Origin of the sequence: Parafrankia irregularis, from assembly GCF_001536285.1 — a bacterium.
Taxonomy (GTDB): domain Bacteria; phylum Actinomycetota; class Actinomycetes; order Frankiales; family Frankiaceae; genus Parafrankia; species Parafrankia irregularis.
The window spans coordinates 55,332-70,520 of the sequence record NZ_FAOZ01000004.1 but is presented as its reverse complement, the minus strand read 5'-3'; the positions used below and the strand labels follow the sequence as shown (position 1 = coordinate 70,520).

Below are 15,189 nucleotides of genomic sequence, written 5' to 3'. Positions count from 1 at the left end.
GTGATCGCGCCCCCGACGACCACCACTGGAGCGTGACGTGACTCAGGCGCCCGACGCGACCAACCCCGACCTGGCGGACGAGAGGCGGGCTGCGATGGTCGACCGGCTCGTCGCCGACGGCTGGATCAGCGGGCCCGAGGTGGAGGCCGCGTTCCGGACCGTTCCACGGCACCTGTTCGTACCGGAGGGCACCCCGCTGGAGAAGGCCTACGACGCCGACCAGTCGGTGGTCGCAAAGGCAGGCCCGCACGGGGTAAGCATGTCGACGGTGTCGGCGCCGTGGCTGCAGGCCCACATGATCGCCCAGGCGGGTATCGCCCCGGGGATGAAGGTCCTCGAGGTGGGCAGCGGTGGCTATAACGCGTCCCTGCTCGCGCACGTCGTAGGTGATCAGGGCCAGGTGGTGACCGTGGACATCGATCCGGAGGTGACCGCCCGCGCGACCGCGGGGCTGGGCGCCGCCGGCTACGGCGACCGGGTCATCGTTGTCACCGCGGACGCCGAGCACGGCGTGCCGGCGTACGCGGACTACGACGCGATCGTGGTCACCGTCGGGGCGTGGGACCTGGCCCCCGCGTGGCTGGAACAGCTGACCGATGGCGGCGTCATCGTCGTGCCGCTACGGATGAACACGTTCACCCGGTCGCTGGCGTTGCGCCGGTCGGGCGAGCACTGGGTAAGCACGTCGGCGCAGCTGTGCGGGTTCGTGCCGATGCAGGGCCTGGGAGCGCGCAAGGAGCGCCGGCTTCAGATGCGCGATCCCGCTGGCGGGGTGGTGACGCTCCTGTTCGACGAGACTGAGATCGACAACCCGCATTCCCTGGCCGGCGCACTGGAGCACGGCCCGGTCCACGCCTGGTCTGGAGTCACGATCCCGGACCAGGGCGAGTTCGGCGACCTGCACCTGTGGCTCGCAGGCTTCCTGCCCGGGTTCTGCCGCGTCGAGGCCGGGCCCGGCACGCCGATGGCGGCCGAGGGCGTGTGCAGAACCTGGTTCCCCTTCGGAGCGGTGCTCGACGACTCGTTCGGCGTGATGGAACTACGCGAAAGTGACCTGCCCGGCGGGGACCGCGAGTTCGGCGCCCGGGGATATGGGCCGCACGCCACCGAGGCGGCCGAGGCTCTGGTCGCCCAGATCAAGGCCTGGGACGTCCACGGCCGGCAGATCCCCGACGACGCCTTCGCCTACTGGCCCGCGGGCACCACCATTCCCGCCTCCGACGCTCCCGTAGGGCAGTTCCACAAGATCCACGGCACGGCCACCATCACCTGGCCCCCGGTCAGCTGACGTTCCGCCTCCAACGTTCACAGCCCCTTCGCCAACGCACATTCCGGTACTCCGTCCGCGCCCCCACCTGCCCAGGAAAGGTAGCCATGACACCGACCTCAGCAGTTCTCGCGCCCGCTGCGACTCCCAGCGACCTTGACCCGTTCGACGTCGACCTTGATCTGCGAGTGATCGAGGCGGTCGGCCCGCTCGTCATCACGATGTGCGCCACAGACGACAACTGCGGGACGACCTGCAAGCCGAGTGCCTGCTCCACCTCCTCCGACAACCCGTCCTGACAACACCCCGCCCAGACGGCCCGCTCCGCCGGTGTCCCCGGGGACACCGGCGGTGCCGGAGCCTGATGACCTTGTTGTCGCCTGACCGAGGAGCCCGGCATGGCCGCGCGATACCGGCATCACGGCGTGGTTCTGCTCCGGTCGACGACAGATCCCGGAGATCTTGACCTGCCACACGACCTGGATCTGGCCGATCTCGGGGCTGTCGAGACCGAGGGCGGTGCCTGGCTGACGAAGACCTGGTCACGGGACGACGTCCGCGCTGCGGTCACCGCCGCGAGCAGTGACCTCGCCGCCTGGGTCAACGGTGTCGTCTCCGAACCTGGGCAGGGCACTGCCCGGGATCTGCGGCGCACGGCGCTGTCACTGGCGTCCTACCTGCTGCGGTGGCAGCGGCGCGTCACACCGTTCGGCCTGTTCGCCGGGGTCGCACCCGCCCACGTCGGACCAGCGAGGGCGACGATCGGCGGCGCCCACCGGGTGATCGCGCGCCCGGATGCCGAATGGATCGCGACCCTGGCGCGCCAACTCGCCCGCACCCCCGCCTTACGAGACCGGCTCACCGTCACGGCGAACTCAACCGCGACCTTCCGGGACGGCCGGCTGATCCTGGCCCGCCGCGCTCCGCTCGACGCCCGGAAGCCGGGCCCACTTCGCGAGACGTCGATCCGCGCAGCCGACCCCGTGCGGGCCGCCATCGATCTGGCCAGAACACCGGTCAGCATTGCCGGGCTCGCCGCCGCCCTTACCGAACGGTTCCCCAGGGCGGCGCCAGACCGCGTCCGCGCACTGCTCGACCAGCTCCTCGACGAGGAGTTCCTGCTCACCGACCTGCATCCGCCGATGACAGCCGGCGACCCGCTGGAGTACCTGTGCGCCGCGCTCCGCGCCGCCGCCGGTGCCGGTGGGGTGCCGCAGGTCGCCCCAGTGCTGGGCGAGCTGGCGGACATCGCCTGCATCCTCGCCGCGCACAACGACTGCGCGAACCCGTCCGACGCGACCGCGCTACGCGCGGCGGCCGGCACGCGGATGGCCACGCTGACGCCCGCCATGGACCGCCCGCTGGCGATGGACACCCGGCTCGACGCAGACGTGACGATTCCCGACGCGGTGCTGAACGAGGCCACCGCCGCGGCCGAGGTGCTTCTCCGCCTGACAACCTGGCCGTTCGGAGCGATGTCCTGGCTGGAGTACCAGGCACGGTTCAAGGAACGCTACGGCCCCGGAGCACTGGTGTCGGTACGGGAGCTGGTCGCCGACTCCGGCCTCGGCTATCCGGACGGCTACCTCGGTGCGCCAGCGCCACGTCCGGTGTGGCGGACGCTGACCGAACGCGACGCGGCCCTGCTGGCACTGATCCACCAGGCCGCCCTGGAGAGCAGCGACGAGATCCGTCTAACCGGTGACGACGTACGCGCCCTCACCGTCGGTGATCCCGGCGCGGTCGTGCCGCCAGCACGTATCGAGATCGCTGTCGCCCTGCACGCCCGATCCACCGAGGCGATCAACGCCGGGCACTTCGAGCTGCAGGTGACCGGGACGGCCCGCGTCCCCGGCAGCATGGCCGGCCGCTTCACCCACCTGCTCACCGCGACGGAACGCGACGCACTCGCCGCGACCTTCCGCACAGCCGACCGGCAGGAGGGCAACCTCACGGTGCAGGTGTCGTTCCGGCCGCGGGTGCCCCGGACCGAGCACATGACCCGGGTCGCACCCCTGGCCGACACGATCCTTCCGGTCGGGGACCATCCCGACGGCACCGCGATGATCGTCTCCGTCGACGAGCTGGCCGTGACCGCCGACGCGGCGCAGCTCTACCTCGTGCATCTGCCCACCGGTCGGCGCGTGGTCCCGCACATCCCGCATGCGCTGGAGATGACCGCGTTCACCCCACCGCTTGCCCGGTTCCTCGCCGAGGTCGCGGACGCCCGCTGCGCCGAACTGCGCCCTTTCGATGTCGGCGCGGCCCGCGTCCTGCCCTACGTGCCTCGCGTCCGCTACCGCAGGACGATCCTGTTCCCCGCCCGCTGGAACCTCGAGAAAGCCGCCCTCGACGGCTCTCCCGGCACCAGCTTCGAGACGCGGCTGGCCGCGTGGCGGCGCCGGTGGAGACTTCCCAGCCGCGTGGTGCTCTGCGACGGCGAACAGCGGCTACCGCTGGACCTCGAGCACCCCCTCGACCGGGAACTCCTGCACGCCCATCTGACCCGCGCCTCGCGCGCCGAGCTCCGTGAGGACAGCCCGGCCGGCTCCGACGGCTGGCTCGGCCGGCCCGCCGAACTCCTCATCCCGCTGACCCTGGCCAGCCCACCACGGCGCCCCCTGCCGGTCACCGCTACGCCCGGCGACGTGCACCACCCCGGGACAGGCCTGGTGGTCTGCGCCCGGATCACCGGCAACCCGGCCCGCTTCGACGATCTCATCGCCGTTCACCTGCCCCGACTCGCCGACGGCCTGCGCCCCGAGGTCGCGCACTGGTGGGTTCGCCGCTACCGCGACATGATCCACCCGGAGATCCCGCAGCACATCGCCCTGCACCTACGGCTGACCGACCCGGATCGCTTCGGCCTGCTCGCCGCCGAACTCGCCCGGTTCGCCGCCGACCTGGAGGACCGGGGCCTGCCCGCGACGCTGAGCTTCGTCCCGTACTACGAACAGCCCGGCCGGTACGGCACAGGCAGCGCCCTCGCCGCAGTCGAAGAGGTCTGGGCGGCCGACACCGCCGCGGCCGTCGCCCAACTCGCCACCGCCGCCGACGGTGTGCCGGGCCAGGCGCTCGCCGCCGCGTCGATGGCCAGGATCGCGGCTGCGTTCGCCCCCGACGCCACGACCGGCTACGGGGCCCTGATCCGCTGCCTGAACCAGGGAAGCGGGCCGCTGGATCGTGACCTGCGTGATCTGGCCTGCGACCTGACCGACCCGGCCGGCGGCCCCCGCGCAATGGCCTCGCTGCCCGGCGGTGACACCGTCGCGCAGGCCTGGGCCGACCGCGACACCGCGCTCGCCGCCTACCACGGACAGCTTGCCGCACAGCGCGACCCGAGCACCGTGCTGCGGACCCTGCTGCACGAGCACCACATGCGCGCGGTCGGACTTGATCCGACCTTTGAGAAGCAGACCGGACGGCTTGCTCGCGCCGCCGCTCTCCGCCAGCTCGGAAAGGCCGGCCACCTGTGACATCACCGACGATCAACGCCGATCAGGCGGCTGCCCAGTCCCTCGCTCACGGCGCGGCCGGCCTCGCGCTGCTACGCGTCGAACTCGCGCTCACCGGCTCCGGCACCTGGCAGGACGCGCACGACGCTCTGGTCCTCGCCACATCCGAGCCAGTGGACGGCAGCCCGAGCGGATGCCTCGTGCACGGCGCCCCAGCCCTGCGCTTCGTGCTGCACACCGCCGCCGCGGACGGGCAGCCCCGCTACGCGCCCGCCGCGAGCGCGCTCGATCACCACCTGCACCGCATCACCCGCGGGCGGCTGGATGCCGCCCGCAACCGCATGGCCGACGGCGCTCCCGGCACGTTCGGCGAGTACGACTTGTTCTACGGGCTCACCGGCCTCGGCCTCATCCTCCTGCGCACCGCCCCCGCCAACGACACCCTCGCCGACATCCTCACTTACCTCACCCGTCTCGCCACCCGGCCCCTCCCCCTCGATGGGCTCCAGGCGCCAGGCTGGTGGGCAGCTCGCGACCCCGACCCGCTGTCTCCAACCCCGGGCGGCCACGCGAACCTGGGCATGGCCCACGGCGCGGCCGGCATCCTCGCCTTCCTCGCCCTCGCCGCCCGGCGAGGGCGCACCGTGGAGGGGCAACAGGACGCGATCAAGATTCTCTGTGCCTGGTTTGACCGATGGCAGCAGCACTCGGACGACGGGCCGTGGTGGCCACAATGGCTCAGCCGCAAGGATCTACGCGCCGGGTACCCAGCGCAGTTGTCTGCCGGACGGCCGTCCTGGTGCTACGGGACGCCCGGGATCGCCCGCGCCCTCCAACTCGCCGGCATCGCCACCGCCGACCCTGCCCGCCAGGCTGCAGCCGAGCACGCCCTCGCCCACTGCCTGGCCGGGCCCCAGCTCGCCAGGCTCCCCGACGCGGGCCTCTGCCACGGCCTCGCCGGCGTCTACCAGACAGCCGTCCGCGCCGCCGCCGACGCGATCACACCCGGCCTCAGCACCCACCTGGCTGAAGTCGCCGCCGGGCTGAGGAGACAGGCAGCCATCTCCGACGGGACACCCGCGCTTCTCACCGGTGACACCGGAGTCCGGCTCGTGCTGGAGACCGCCCGCCGCACCGCCCCGCCCGTGTCCGGATGGGACTCATGTCTTCTGCTCACCTGACCGCACCAGCCGCCGGCCAGGTCGCCGACGCCATCCGCGTTCTCCTCGCCGGAGGAGACCTCGCCACCACCGCGGCCGAGGTGGGCCTGGAACCGGCGGACCTCGCGGACGCGGCAGACGTCTACCATCTGGCTGGGCTCGCCGCCCTCGAACGACCCGCCCACGGGCGATGGCACCAGGTGCACGTCCATCCCGCCGGCCCCGAACCCGCCGACCGCACCCTGGCGGCCCGCCTCGGCCCCCGGCTCGACGCGCTCGTCACGGACCACGCCGCAGCCGGCTGGTGGTACATGAACAAGAGCCCAGGCTGGCGCATACGCCTCCTCGACGCCGACACCGACGCTGTGTCCGCGCTGCTGGACGACCTGGCGGGCGCGGGCACCATCGCGGCGTGGAACCCGGCCGTCTACGAGCCGGAAGCGGCCGCGTTCGGCGGGGAGGCCGGGATGGGCATCGCCCACGCCCTGTTCTGCGCCGACTCGGCCGGAGTCCTCGACTACCTCCGCCAAGAGAACCCGCCGCTGGACCGCCGAGAACTGTCTGTCCTGCTGATCAGCGCCATGTGCGCCGCCGCCGGCCTCGACTGGTACGAGCGCGGCGACGTCTTCACCCGCATCGCGTCGATGCGCCCCGACCCGCCCGCGGCCGCCGCGCGGGCCGCACTCACCGCCCAGCTCCGCGTCATGCTCTCAGCGCCTGCCCACGCCGGATCGCCGCTGTTCGCAACCAGCGGGCCGGTCGCGTTCGCCACCCCATGGCGCGACGCCTTCGCAAAGGCAGGGCAGCGCTTGGGCTCGGCAGCCACCGCCGGCACCCTCAACCGGGGCCTACGTGCTCTCCTCGCCCACCTGGTGATCTTCCACTGGAACAGGCTCGGCCTGCCCGCAGGCGCACAGGCGACCCTCGCCCGCGCGGCGGCCCGCGCATGCCTTCCCGAGGACTAACCCGTGGACGTTCAGTCGAACTCGTGGCCCTGTACGCCGGCGAGGAACGCGGCCCATTCGGTGGCGGTGAAGTGCAGGGCCGGTCCGTCTGGGTTCTTGGAGTCGCGGACGGCTCGGCCGCCGTCGGGGAGGGTGGCGACCTCGACGCAGTTGCCGCCGGTGCCTCCGGAGTAGCTGCTCTTGCGCCAGGTCAGTGGGGCGTCCGCACCGTGGGTGGTCATCGTTGGAGGTCCTCACGTGCCGCTTTGATGATCGAGAGGGTGTTGGGGGTGGGCGCGAGGGCGGAGCTGCGGAGCTGGTTCATCCAGGCTTCGTAGCGTCGTACCTCGGCCTGTTTCTCCAGGTAGAGGCTGCCCGTGGGAGCTTCGATGTAGACCGTCTCGGAGGCTCCGCCGGTGTCGGGGAAACCCAGGATCGTGAAGCTTGCCATCATGCCGGCGTGGGCGCCCGCGGTGAACGGCACGACCTGGATCGTCACCGCGGGTTGCTCGGCCGCCTCGATCAGCCGGTCGAGCTGCCGGGCCATGACGGTGGGGCTTCCGACGTGGCGGCGGATCACGGCCTCGTCGAGGATCGCCCAGAGCTGCACGGGCTGGTCTCCGGTGAGGATCTTCTGCCGGTTCATCCTGACTTCCACGGCCCGGTCGACTTCGTGGGCGGGTAGCTCTGGTGAGGCGGCGCGGATGACGGCGCGTGCGTAGTCCTCGGTCTGGAGCAGGCCGGGGACGAGCAGGCTCTCGAACGTCGTGATCGTGGAGGCCTCGGCTTCCAGGCCGATATAGACCTGGAACCAGCGGGGCACGAGATCGCCGTAGGAGTGCCACCAGGCGGGTCTGCGGTTCTCCTTCACCAGCGCCAGCAGGGCTTGGCGCTGCTCGTCGTCGGTGACGCCGTAGAGGTCGAGCAGGTCCGAGACGTTACGCAGGACGAACCGGAACTGGCCGGTCTCCATCCGACTGATCGTCGGCCCGCTGCGGTGGATGTGTTCCCCGGCCTGGTCGACGGTCAGTTCCTTGGCCTCCCGCAGGCGGCGCAGCTCCGCGCCCAGGCGCCGGCGCCGCACGGTAGGGCCTGGTGTGCTCGGCATCGCCTTCCCTTCTCCCGGTAGCAGTCTGCCAGCCCCTGTCTCGGGCCGATCAACGCCGACTCACGTATCTGTCATACGTACTTGCGTATGAGAGTTCCATGGGTGCATCCTGCCAGTACCCCGGCGCCGCCCGTCACCGCGTGGGGCCCCGGAACACAAGGCACGCCAGGAGATCGCTTCCAGCCGGCGAGGGAGAAGAGCTATGGAGGAACGCCGCTTCGTGGTGTGGGACGCGGAAGGACGGCCGCTGGGCGCGTTCGGCGACTTCGACACCGCCCACGAGTGGGCGCACCGCCGTCTGCGGCAGGCGCTGACCCGCCTTCCCCTGACCGTGGATGACCGGGTGGCGAAGGTCAGCCGCCGCCTGTCACGGGCGCGCTACGAGCTGGTGGCCTGGGTCGAGTTCGCCGTTCTCCCCGGCTGCGACCTCCCCGGCCTCACTCCAGCCATGGGCGACCCGTCGCGCCGCCAGCCCGCGTGGCCTACGAACGGATGAACACCACGATCACCAGCCACCGCATGCCCAGCGCCACGCGGGGATCGGTATGACCGGCGGAATCTCGGATGCGATCCGGGTGGACGTAGCGCACTTCCCGCCCACGGCCGCTGCCGTTCCCGACGTGCGCGCAAGCACAGTCCACACGCTCACCAGATGGTCCGTCGATCCGGACGACGTCGACGTCGCCGAAGTCGTCGTGTGCGAACTCGCTTCCAACGCCGTGAAGGCCAGCGGCCCGGACGATGTCGTGGCGCTACGGCTGACCATCTGCGACGCGGTGCTGACGATCGAGATATGGGACGCCAGCACAGCCCCACCAATCCTGATCGCGGCGCGTCCGGACCAGGAGAGTGGGCGTGGCCTGGTGCTGGTGGACGCGGTGAGCCTGAGATGGGCCTGGTACCCCGGCCGCACCGGTGGCAAGGTCACCTGGGCCCAGCTTCCAGCGGCGACAACTCCGGCCGTCCCCACCGACAACTCGGCAGCGTTGCCGACCCGCGCGGCCACGCCTGTGCCGGCCCCCGCCGCTCCGGTCGCCTTCCACGACGACCCTGCGACGTTGCGACGCGTCATCGACCGTCTACGCGCGCTCGACGACTGGCACCGCCCACCACCCGGGCGTGGCGTGAGGGACCGGGCACCCGGCGGCCAGACACCGAAGGTCCCTGATCAGTTCGTCTCGCCACTCGACGCCGAGACCATCGGCTTTTTCTCGCCCGGCATCAGCAGGACGTGGCCGGCTGAGCTGTCCGCATGACCCCGCGTTCCCCTCTCGTTCCCGTCGCGCTGCGCCCGGTCGTGCTGATCGCGCGCATGGCCGCCCTGCCCGAGCTCACACAACCGGAGGACATCGCACGGATACTCGCCACGTTCACCCCACCCATCGACCCGGCCTCGCCGGAATGGGCCGCCCTGCGCGCCGCCCTCGACCGCTACGACACCGCGCGGGACCAGACCGCCTGCGACGCGGCCCGCAGACAGATCGTCCTTGCCGCCGTCACCCTCCTGCTCGGCCCGCCGGGCCACAGCCCGCCTGAAACGCCCGCCCGGTGTCGCGTGCCCGCACAGCGCACACCGTCCCCGGGCCGCCACGGATGACGACCGACAGCGGCCCCGACCACGGGCACACCGTGCGCCCGAGAAATCGCTGATTCACCACACGAAACGAACCGCCAGCTTTCTGGACGCATTCAGTAACTCGATTGATCCAATCCCGCCAGTCATCACCCGACAGTCAGCAGTGGAAGGCTTTACCATGCCCGAACATCCCACAGAGCCTGCCATCAGGGCGGAAACCTCATCCTTTGATGCCCACATCGACGGCCACCCGCGCTCTCCCACCGGAGGAGATAGGCCTGCCGACCCGGGCCACACGAGAGATCTCGGCCCCAGCAGGCGACCAGCTCCGCAGGCAGACCCGGCCGCCGAACGACCGCCCGGGTCGCAGAGCGGAAGCAGCGGTAAGGGGCCATCACGGCGCACGCTGCCCGGGCTGGAGCGGGGGGACGGGAGACCACTGGGCACTGGCCCGGTCACTAACGGGGCCGCGGTGACGCAGCACTACGACGGCCCGGACCGCACAGACGGAGCACGGCCGGCACGACGATCTGCTCCCAGCGGTGGCATCGTGATGTCCTCCACCGCGGACGCCTCGCCCGTGCGGCTGCGGAACGCGATGGTCGATCAGATCCTGGCCGCCGAACCGGTGTCGGCCCCGGTCGAGGCGGCGGTGCGTACTGTTCCGCGGGAGCTGTTCCTGCCGGACACTTCGCTCGAGGAGGCGTACCAGGACCTGGTCATGGTGACCAGACGCGACTTCGACGGCAATCCTCTAGGCTCGGTGTCCCAGCCTTCCGTGGTCGCGGCGATGCTCGAAATGCTTTCCGTCGAGCCCGGCCACCGGATTCTCGAGCTGGGTTCCGGGGGTTATAACGCCGCGTTGTTGGCGAGGCTGGCCGGTCGGACAGGTTCGGTGGTGAGCCTCGACATCGATGAGGCCGTGGTTCACCGGACGCATGAGTGCCTGCGAACGGCCGGCTACACCGGTATCACGGCGCTGATCGGTGACGGACGTTTCGGTTTCCGACTCCGCGCCCCCTACGACCGGATCATCGTCACGATCGACGCGCTGGACGTGCCACAGGATTGGACAGATCAGCTCGTCGAAGGCGGCAGGATCGTCATCCCGCTGCAGTTGCGTGGTCTTACCCGCACGGTCGCTTTCAGCAAGGTCGGTGGAGCCCTGACATCCGACGTGATCAGACCGTACGGCTTCGGGCAGATGCAGGGGCTCGGTGTCCCCCGGCGGACCGCCGTGACCGTGGCTGGCGGGGTACGGCTCGACGTCGGCACCGACCAGGATGTTGACGTCGACGTCCTGGGTGACGCGCTCGCCGGGCCGCGTCACACGGTGCGGACCGGTGTCATCCTCGCCCCTGACGACAGCCTGCTGCCGAGCCTGGATCTGTGGCTGGCGACGGTCCAGCCGACCTACGGCCGGCTCCACACCGACGCCATCGCCGATCAGTGGACCCCGGTCGCACCGGCCATCCCAACCGGCGTGTCGGCGGTCTGGTCCGACGACACGATCGCCTTCCTCGCCCTCGGGCAGACGACCGATGCAGAGCTGGAAATCGGTGTGATCGCCTACGGGCCGGATCGGGGCGGGCTCGCGGACCTGCTCGCTCACGATGTCCGTGTCTGGGACGCGGAGCGCCGCGGCGAGGACCCCACGATCCAGGTCTACCCCCGCGGGACCGTCTGGAAGTCCCCGCCACCCGGCCGGCTCTTCGACCTGCCCTCCGCGCACATCCTGATCGCCTGGGACTGATCCATGGCCTCCCCACGTCCTTCCAAACCCGCACGGAGCGGCCGGCTCACCGGCCGCTTCGCCGCCGGACACGCCGATGCGAATCTTCTGATCGTGCGCCGTCATCAGGATCATCCCGACGCCCAGCGCCGGTTGTCTCCTGTCGAGACCACGGTCCTCGCGGGTGCGCGAGTCCGTCCCGGACAGGACCTGGTCGACCTGAGCCAGGCATCGACCCTGACGCGTGCCGCGCTCTGGACCGTCCTCCCCGGCGGCAGCGTCACGACCCTCACCCCGACGGCCGCAGCGGAGCACCGGATCCGGCCAACCCCGGAGAACGGCCACACCTGGGGGTCGGTCTGGGACCTCACCGAACGCCCCCTGCCCCTGCCGGACGCGAGCGTCGACGCGGTCATCGGCCGCAGCGTCCTCGCGCCGCTCCTGCACCCCCGCCGGATGCTGATCGACATCGCGCGTGTCCTCAAACCGGGTGGGCGGCTGTCGGTCTGCGAGCTCCTGCTGGGCCAGAGCAGGCCCGTCCCTCTGGACGGGCTCAGCGCACACGAGGTGGCCCAGGCCGAACGGGTCCTCGCCGGGGTTCGGCCGGCCGCCCACGCCTTCACCGTGCCGCACGCGGTCGGGAATGCGCGCCTCGCCGGCCTCGCCCAGATCGAATACACCGAGGAAACGGTCACCGTCCCCCTGGTGGGGGTGGCCGCGGCCGACGCCGCGCTCCGCACTGAGGGCCCGGCGGGCGAGTCCGCCTACCAGGCGATCAGTCGCGTTCTGGGCGTTGCCTTCGCCCGCCGGTACGCCGAGGCGTGGCGCTCGACCGCCCGCCGACGCCCCCTCATCCTGGAAACTCCCCTCGCCTACCTCACCATGGCCAAACCAGATACCACCAGCTGACGGCACGGCTGCGACCGCGGATGGCCCGGCGGGAAGCCGCCGAGACTCTGAAAGCAGACCGGCGCCGCCGGCGGCCTGGGTCCACGTGGCATCGCGGGCAGAGGCCGCCGACAGCACCAAGAACCGGCGCCCTGCCAGGCCTGATAGCCGCCCGGATGCGGAACACCGTGGTGGCCCGGTGTCCGCCCCCAGCGCGGGCGCCGGGCCGCCGCACGAGTTTTCCAGGCCCCGGGCGGCGTAGCCTGGCCGACCATCGGAGGGGGCCGCAGGCCGGCTGACCTGTGCTTTTACCATCCAACTCCCCCTCCGCCCCTAATTGGAGGGAATATTGGAGTAGATATCCGCAGGAATAATGGAGGGTACAACGGAGGGTGGGGGTTTCGCTTCGCCCTGCATGGCAGGAGAGGACTCCGGTACACGCGGCTCGCCGGGCCGACCGAGGCGGGAAAATTTCCCACGAAACAGCGAGCCGGGCACCCACGCCCATCATATTCATATCGCGTTCGCGTATACGAATTCCAGCATGGGTAATGCCCGTGACGTGCGGGGCGTGGAACACGAATCTTCGTTCTCCGGGGTTGCCCCTGGGCGCCCCAGCGCCCAGAGGCGGCCTCGACTGCGCCAACAGCAGCCAGCACGGTGCGCGGCGTGTCCAACGGCAAGGCGGCTCACGCCGGACCGAGGGGCGACCGCGGCCCGAACCGCGGCGCGGGTAGGCGGGGCGTTGGTGCCGGGTCCGTCTCGACCTCGTCCTCGTGGTCCTCGTAGTCGCCGTGCGGGTCGGGGTCGTCGGCTGGGGAGCGGGCGGGGATCGAAATGCCGTAGCGGGTGGCAAGTCCGTCGAGGTCGGTGCGGATGGCGGTGTGCAGCGGCAACCACACCCGCCGGGCAGGGGCGAGGTCAGGCGGGTCGGCCGCGGTCGCCGGGGCGGTCAGGGGGTCGGGGGCGGCAGTGACGACGACGACACCCGTCGGGGCCGTGGCGAGCCGGGCTCGTAGTTCCCGCTCCCGCGACGCGGACGGCAGCCAGATCAGGACCGGGCTGATCAGGTTGCTGGAAGCGGCGAGCCTCGTGTAACCGGGGATCTTGCGGACGACCTGGGAGAGGGATTCGCTGCCGGTGTCGAACTCGAGGAAGAAGTCGAGCCGGCGCTGGGCGGTCTGCCAGGTTCCGTAGCCGTCCGGGCGGATCCATTTCTGCCACAGGGTGGCGGTACGCCGTTCGGACCACCAGACGGTCAGTCCTTCGTTGTCGGGGCGGGTGCGGCTGGCGTACGCCCAGGCGGTGAAGACGGTGTTGACGCCGACAAGGTGGCCGAGGTGTGGCGAGCTCATCCAGGCGTGCAGCTTGTCGCGGCGGTAGCCGAGGTCGGCGATGCTCTGGCCGCGCTCGGCGGCAAGAATCGCCGCGCCGACCGGCCCGAGCATGTAGTGGTAGGGGCCAGTGCCGCGGCCTTGGCCGTAGTAGAGGCGCATCCTGTCGACGGCCTGGAGCCGGTGCAGGGTCGTCAGGCGCATCCGGGCCATGCGGTCACCGCGGAACGCGAGGCGGGTCAGTTGGTGGCTGGTCAGGACCCGGTGTTCGTACAGCATCGCGAGCATCCATCGGTCCCGGCTGGTCACCCGCCCGGCCACCGCCAGCAGCCGCTGCTCGGCGCCGCTCACTGGCCGCCTCCCACCGGCGCGAGCCGGAGACCACGCCCGGCTTCGAGCACGCGGGTGTGCCGGTTTGTGGTGACCCGAGACGCGGCGGTGTCGGCCTGGTCGATCAGCAGGCGATCCACAGCCGTCAGCGCCGTGTCCTGCTCCGGTCTTTCGTCGGAGCCCCCGGCGGAGGGGCCGCCGGAGGGAAGGGGTACATCCCCGCCGGAGGGGGGCCGCACAGAGGCAGGCACCTGGGCCAACGCCGCACCCCGCGAATGATGCACCTTCGGCAGGCGGCCGCATCTCGGGCTGATCACTTTCCGTTCGGCCGCCTGTGCGGCCGGCAAACTGGCGAACACATCGCTAAATCCGATCGGTATCTCCTCGCCGAGGTCGGCGATGTCCCCGCGACAGGAGGGGGCCGGCGTGGCAGCGCTATGACACAGCGCCGGGATCACCATCCCCACCTCCTCGGCTTTGCACGCGTTCGGCTCCCACGAACGCGGAAGAAACTCCCCCGTGGCGCTCCGGGCCGCCAATAGTGTCCGCGGCCCGGTCACCTCCGCCCGCGTCTCCCGCGGACCGAACCACCGATCCGCCCGCGTCGGGGTATCGGCGCCGTTCACCCCCGATCCTCCCTGGGATTCCGTCAGCGCCAGGACGATCTCAGGCCGATCCAACGATGACGCCGGGGCGTTGTCAGTGTCGCGCAGCAAGATGGATGTCTCCCATTTCTGGAGCCGGTGTTCCGTCGGCTCCCAGGAAGCCACACCGCATCTGACGGTGATCTGACACTCGTCCACGCCCAGGTAGACGGCGTCAAAGAGCGTCCGGAAGCGATCTGACGGTGATCTGACGGTGATCTGACACATCACCTCCGAAGACGAAGAATGATCAGGTGTCAGATCTGTGTCAGATCTGTGTCAGATCACCGTCAGACGCCCTGGAGTTCACTCGGACCCGAGCAGCCACCCCGGCCGCCAGCCGCCACCTCGGTTGTCCCGCGCTACCTGAACGCGACACCAGAATCATCATCGGCCGTCCGCCCTACCGGCCACGCCGCACACGTTTCTCCGCAATCTCAGTGCCCTCACGAAAAACGACCACCCCCGGGCGAGAGGCTTCGTCGCGGTCCGTACCCGCCGGCGCGGCGGACGACCCGCTCGTGGACACCGCCACTGCCATCCACCTCGTCACCGCCGTCCGCGCCACGACCCGCCTCGCCGCCTCTCTCCTCTCCGGCCGACACGGCAACCGACTGATCCCCTCTCAGTCTCGTCGCCCTCCACAACACTCGCGCCGCCCAGGCATCCGGTGGCCCCACGTCACCGCGCCTGCGGACACCCTTCCTCTCGCGCCCACTGCCTGCCCCCGCCTGCACCCCGCCAACAGGCC

The 15,189-nt window shown here is 71.0% G+C and carries 14 protein-coding genes; 10 read left to right on the top strand and 4 right to left on the bottom strand.

Annotated features, from left to right (window positions below; genetic code table 11):
• Positions 1–37: 37 nt before the first annotated feature.
• From fxlM (AWX74_RS07365) to AWX74_RS07345, 5 genes are all read left to right on the top strand, one after another.
• On the top strand, positions 38–1,288 hold the full coding sequence (fxlM, locus tag AWX74_RS07365) for a methyltransferase, FxLD system (protein ID WP_091273082.1): 1,251 nt from the start codon (positions 38–40) through the stop codon (positions 1,286–1,288).
• An 86-nt stretch (positions 1,289–1,374) separates the two neighbouring features.
• The gene (locus AWX74_RS07360; RefSeq protein ID WP_076830173.1) at positions 1,375–1,566 is read left to right on the top strand and encodes an FxLD family lanthipeptide; all 192 of its coding nucleotides are present in this window, start codon (positions 1,375–1,377) and stop codon (positions 1,564–1,566) included.
• Between the two features lie 99 nt (positions 1,567–1,665).
• Positions 1,666–4,743 (top strand): lantibiotic dehydratase, encoded by a 3,078-nt coding sequence (locus tag AWX74_RS07355; RefSeq protein WP_091273080.1) that lies wholly within the window; start codon positions 1,666–1,668, stop codon positions 4,741–4,743.
• Complete coding sequence (locus tag AWX74_RS07350) at positions 4,740–5,903, top strand: lanthionine synthetase C family protein (protein ID WP_091273078.1); 1,164 nt, start codon at positions 4,740–4,742, stop codon at positions 5,901–5,903. The genes AWX74_RS07355 and AWX74_RS07350 overlap by 4 nt, the downstream gene beginning before the upstream one ends.
• Positions 5,885–6,847: a thiopeptide-type bacteriocin biosynthesis protein gene (locus AWX74_RS07345; protein WP_091273076.1), complete on the top strand. Its 963-nt coding sequence runs from the start codon at positions 5,885–5,887 to the stop codon at positions 6,845–6,847. The genes AWX74_RS07350 and AWX74_RS07345 overlap by 19 nt, the downstream gene beginning before the upstream one ends.
• 11 nt (positions 6,848–6,858) lie before the next feature.
• Here the strand turns inward: AWX74_RS07345 and AWX74_RS07340 are convergent, their stop codons facing one another.
• Both AWX74_RS07340 and AWX74_RS07335 read right to left on the bottom strand, forming a co-directional pair.
• Positions 6,859–7,068 carry a DUF397 domain-containing protein gene (locus AWX74_RS07340; protein ID WP_091273074.1) on the bottom strand — a complete coding sequence of 70 codons (210 nt, stop codon included), beginning with the start codon at positions 7,066–7,068 and terminating at the stop codon, positions 6,859–6,861.
• The gene (locus tag AWX74_RS07335) at positions 7,065–7,934 is read right to left on the bottom strand and encodes a helix-turn-helix domain-containing protein (protein ID WP_091273072.1); all 870 of its coding nucleotides are present in this window, start codon (positions 7,932–7,934) and stop codon (positions 7,065–7,067) included. Before AWX74_RS07335 ends, AWX74_RS07340 begins: the two co-directional genes overlap by 4 nt.
• 202 nt (positions 7,935–8,136) lie before the next feature.
• On the opposite strand from AWX74_RS07335, the gene AWX74_RS07330 reads away from it, so the two are divergent.
• From AWX74_RS07330 to AWX74_RS07310, 5 genes are all read left to right on the top strand, one after another.
• On the top strand, positions 8,137–8,430 hold the full coding sequence (locus tag AWX74_RS07330) for a hypothetical protein (RefSeq protein ID WP_091273070.1): 294 nt from the start codon (positions 8,137–8,139) through the stop codon (positions 8,428–8,430).
• Positions 8,431–8,479: 49 nt separating this feature from the next.
• Positions 8,480–9,190, top strand: a complete 711-nt coding sequence (locus tag AWX74_RS07325) for an ATP-binding protein (RefSeq protein ID WP_091273068.1) — start codon at positions 8,480–8,482, stop codon at positions 9,188–9,190.
• Positions 9,187–9,531 carry a hypothetical protein gene (locus tag AWX74_RS07320; RefSeq protein WP_091273066.1) on the top strand — a complete coding sequence of 115 codons (345 nt, stop codon included), beginning with the start codon at positions 9,187–9,189 and terminating at the stop codon, positions 9,529–9,531. The genes AWX74_RS07325 and AWX74_RS07320 overlap by 4 nt, the downstream gene beginning before the upstream one ends.
• A 532-nt stretch (positions 9,532–10,063) precedes the next feature.
• On the top strand, positions 10,064–11,263 hold the full coding sequence (gene fxlM, locus AWX74_RS07315) for a methyltransferase, FxLD system (protein WP_091273064.1): 1,200 nt from the start codon (positions 10,064–10,066) through the stop codon (positions 11,261–11,263).
• A gap of 3 nt (positions 11,264–11,266) precedes the next feature.
• Positions 11,267–12,151 carry a class I SAM-dependent methyltransferase gene (locus tag AWX74_RS07310; RefSeq protein WP_091273062.1) on the top strand — a complete coding sequence of 295 codons (885 nt, stop codon included), beginning with the start codon at positions 11,267–11,269 and terminating at the stop codon, positions 12,149–12,151.
• Positions 12,152–12,819: 668 nt separating this feature from the next.
• Here the strand turns inward: AWX74_RS07310 and AWX74_RS07305 are convergent.
• Both AWX74_RS07305 and AWX74_RS07300 read right to left on the bottom strand, forming a co-directional pair.
• On the bottom strand, positions 12,820–13,815 hold the full coding sequence (locus AWX74_RS07305; protein WP_091273059.1) for a replication-relaxation family protein: 996 nt from the start codon (positions 13,813–13,815) through the stop codon (positions 12,820–12,822).
• Positions 13,812–14,666, bottom strand: a complete 855-nt coding sequence (locus AWX74_RS07300; protein ID WP_131799419.1) for a hypothetical protein — start codon at positions 14,664–14,666, stop codon at positions 13,812–13,814. Before AWX74_RS07300 ends, AWX74_RS07305 begins: the two co-directional genes overlap by 4 nt.
• Between the last annotated feature and the right edge of the window lie 523 nt (positions 14,667–15,189).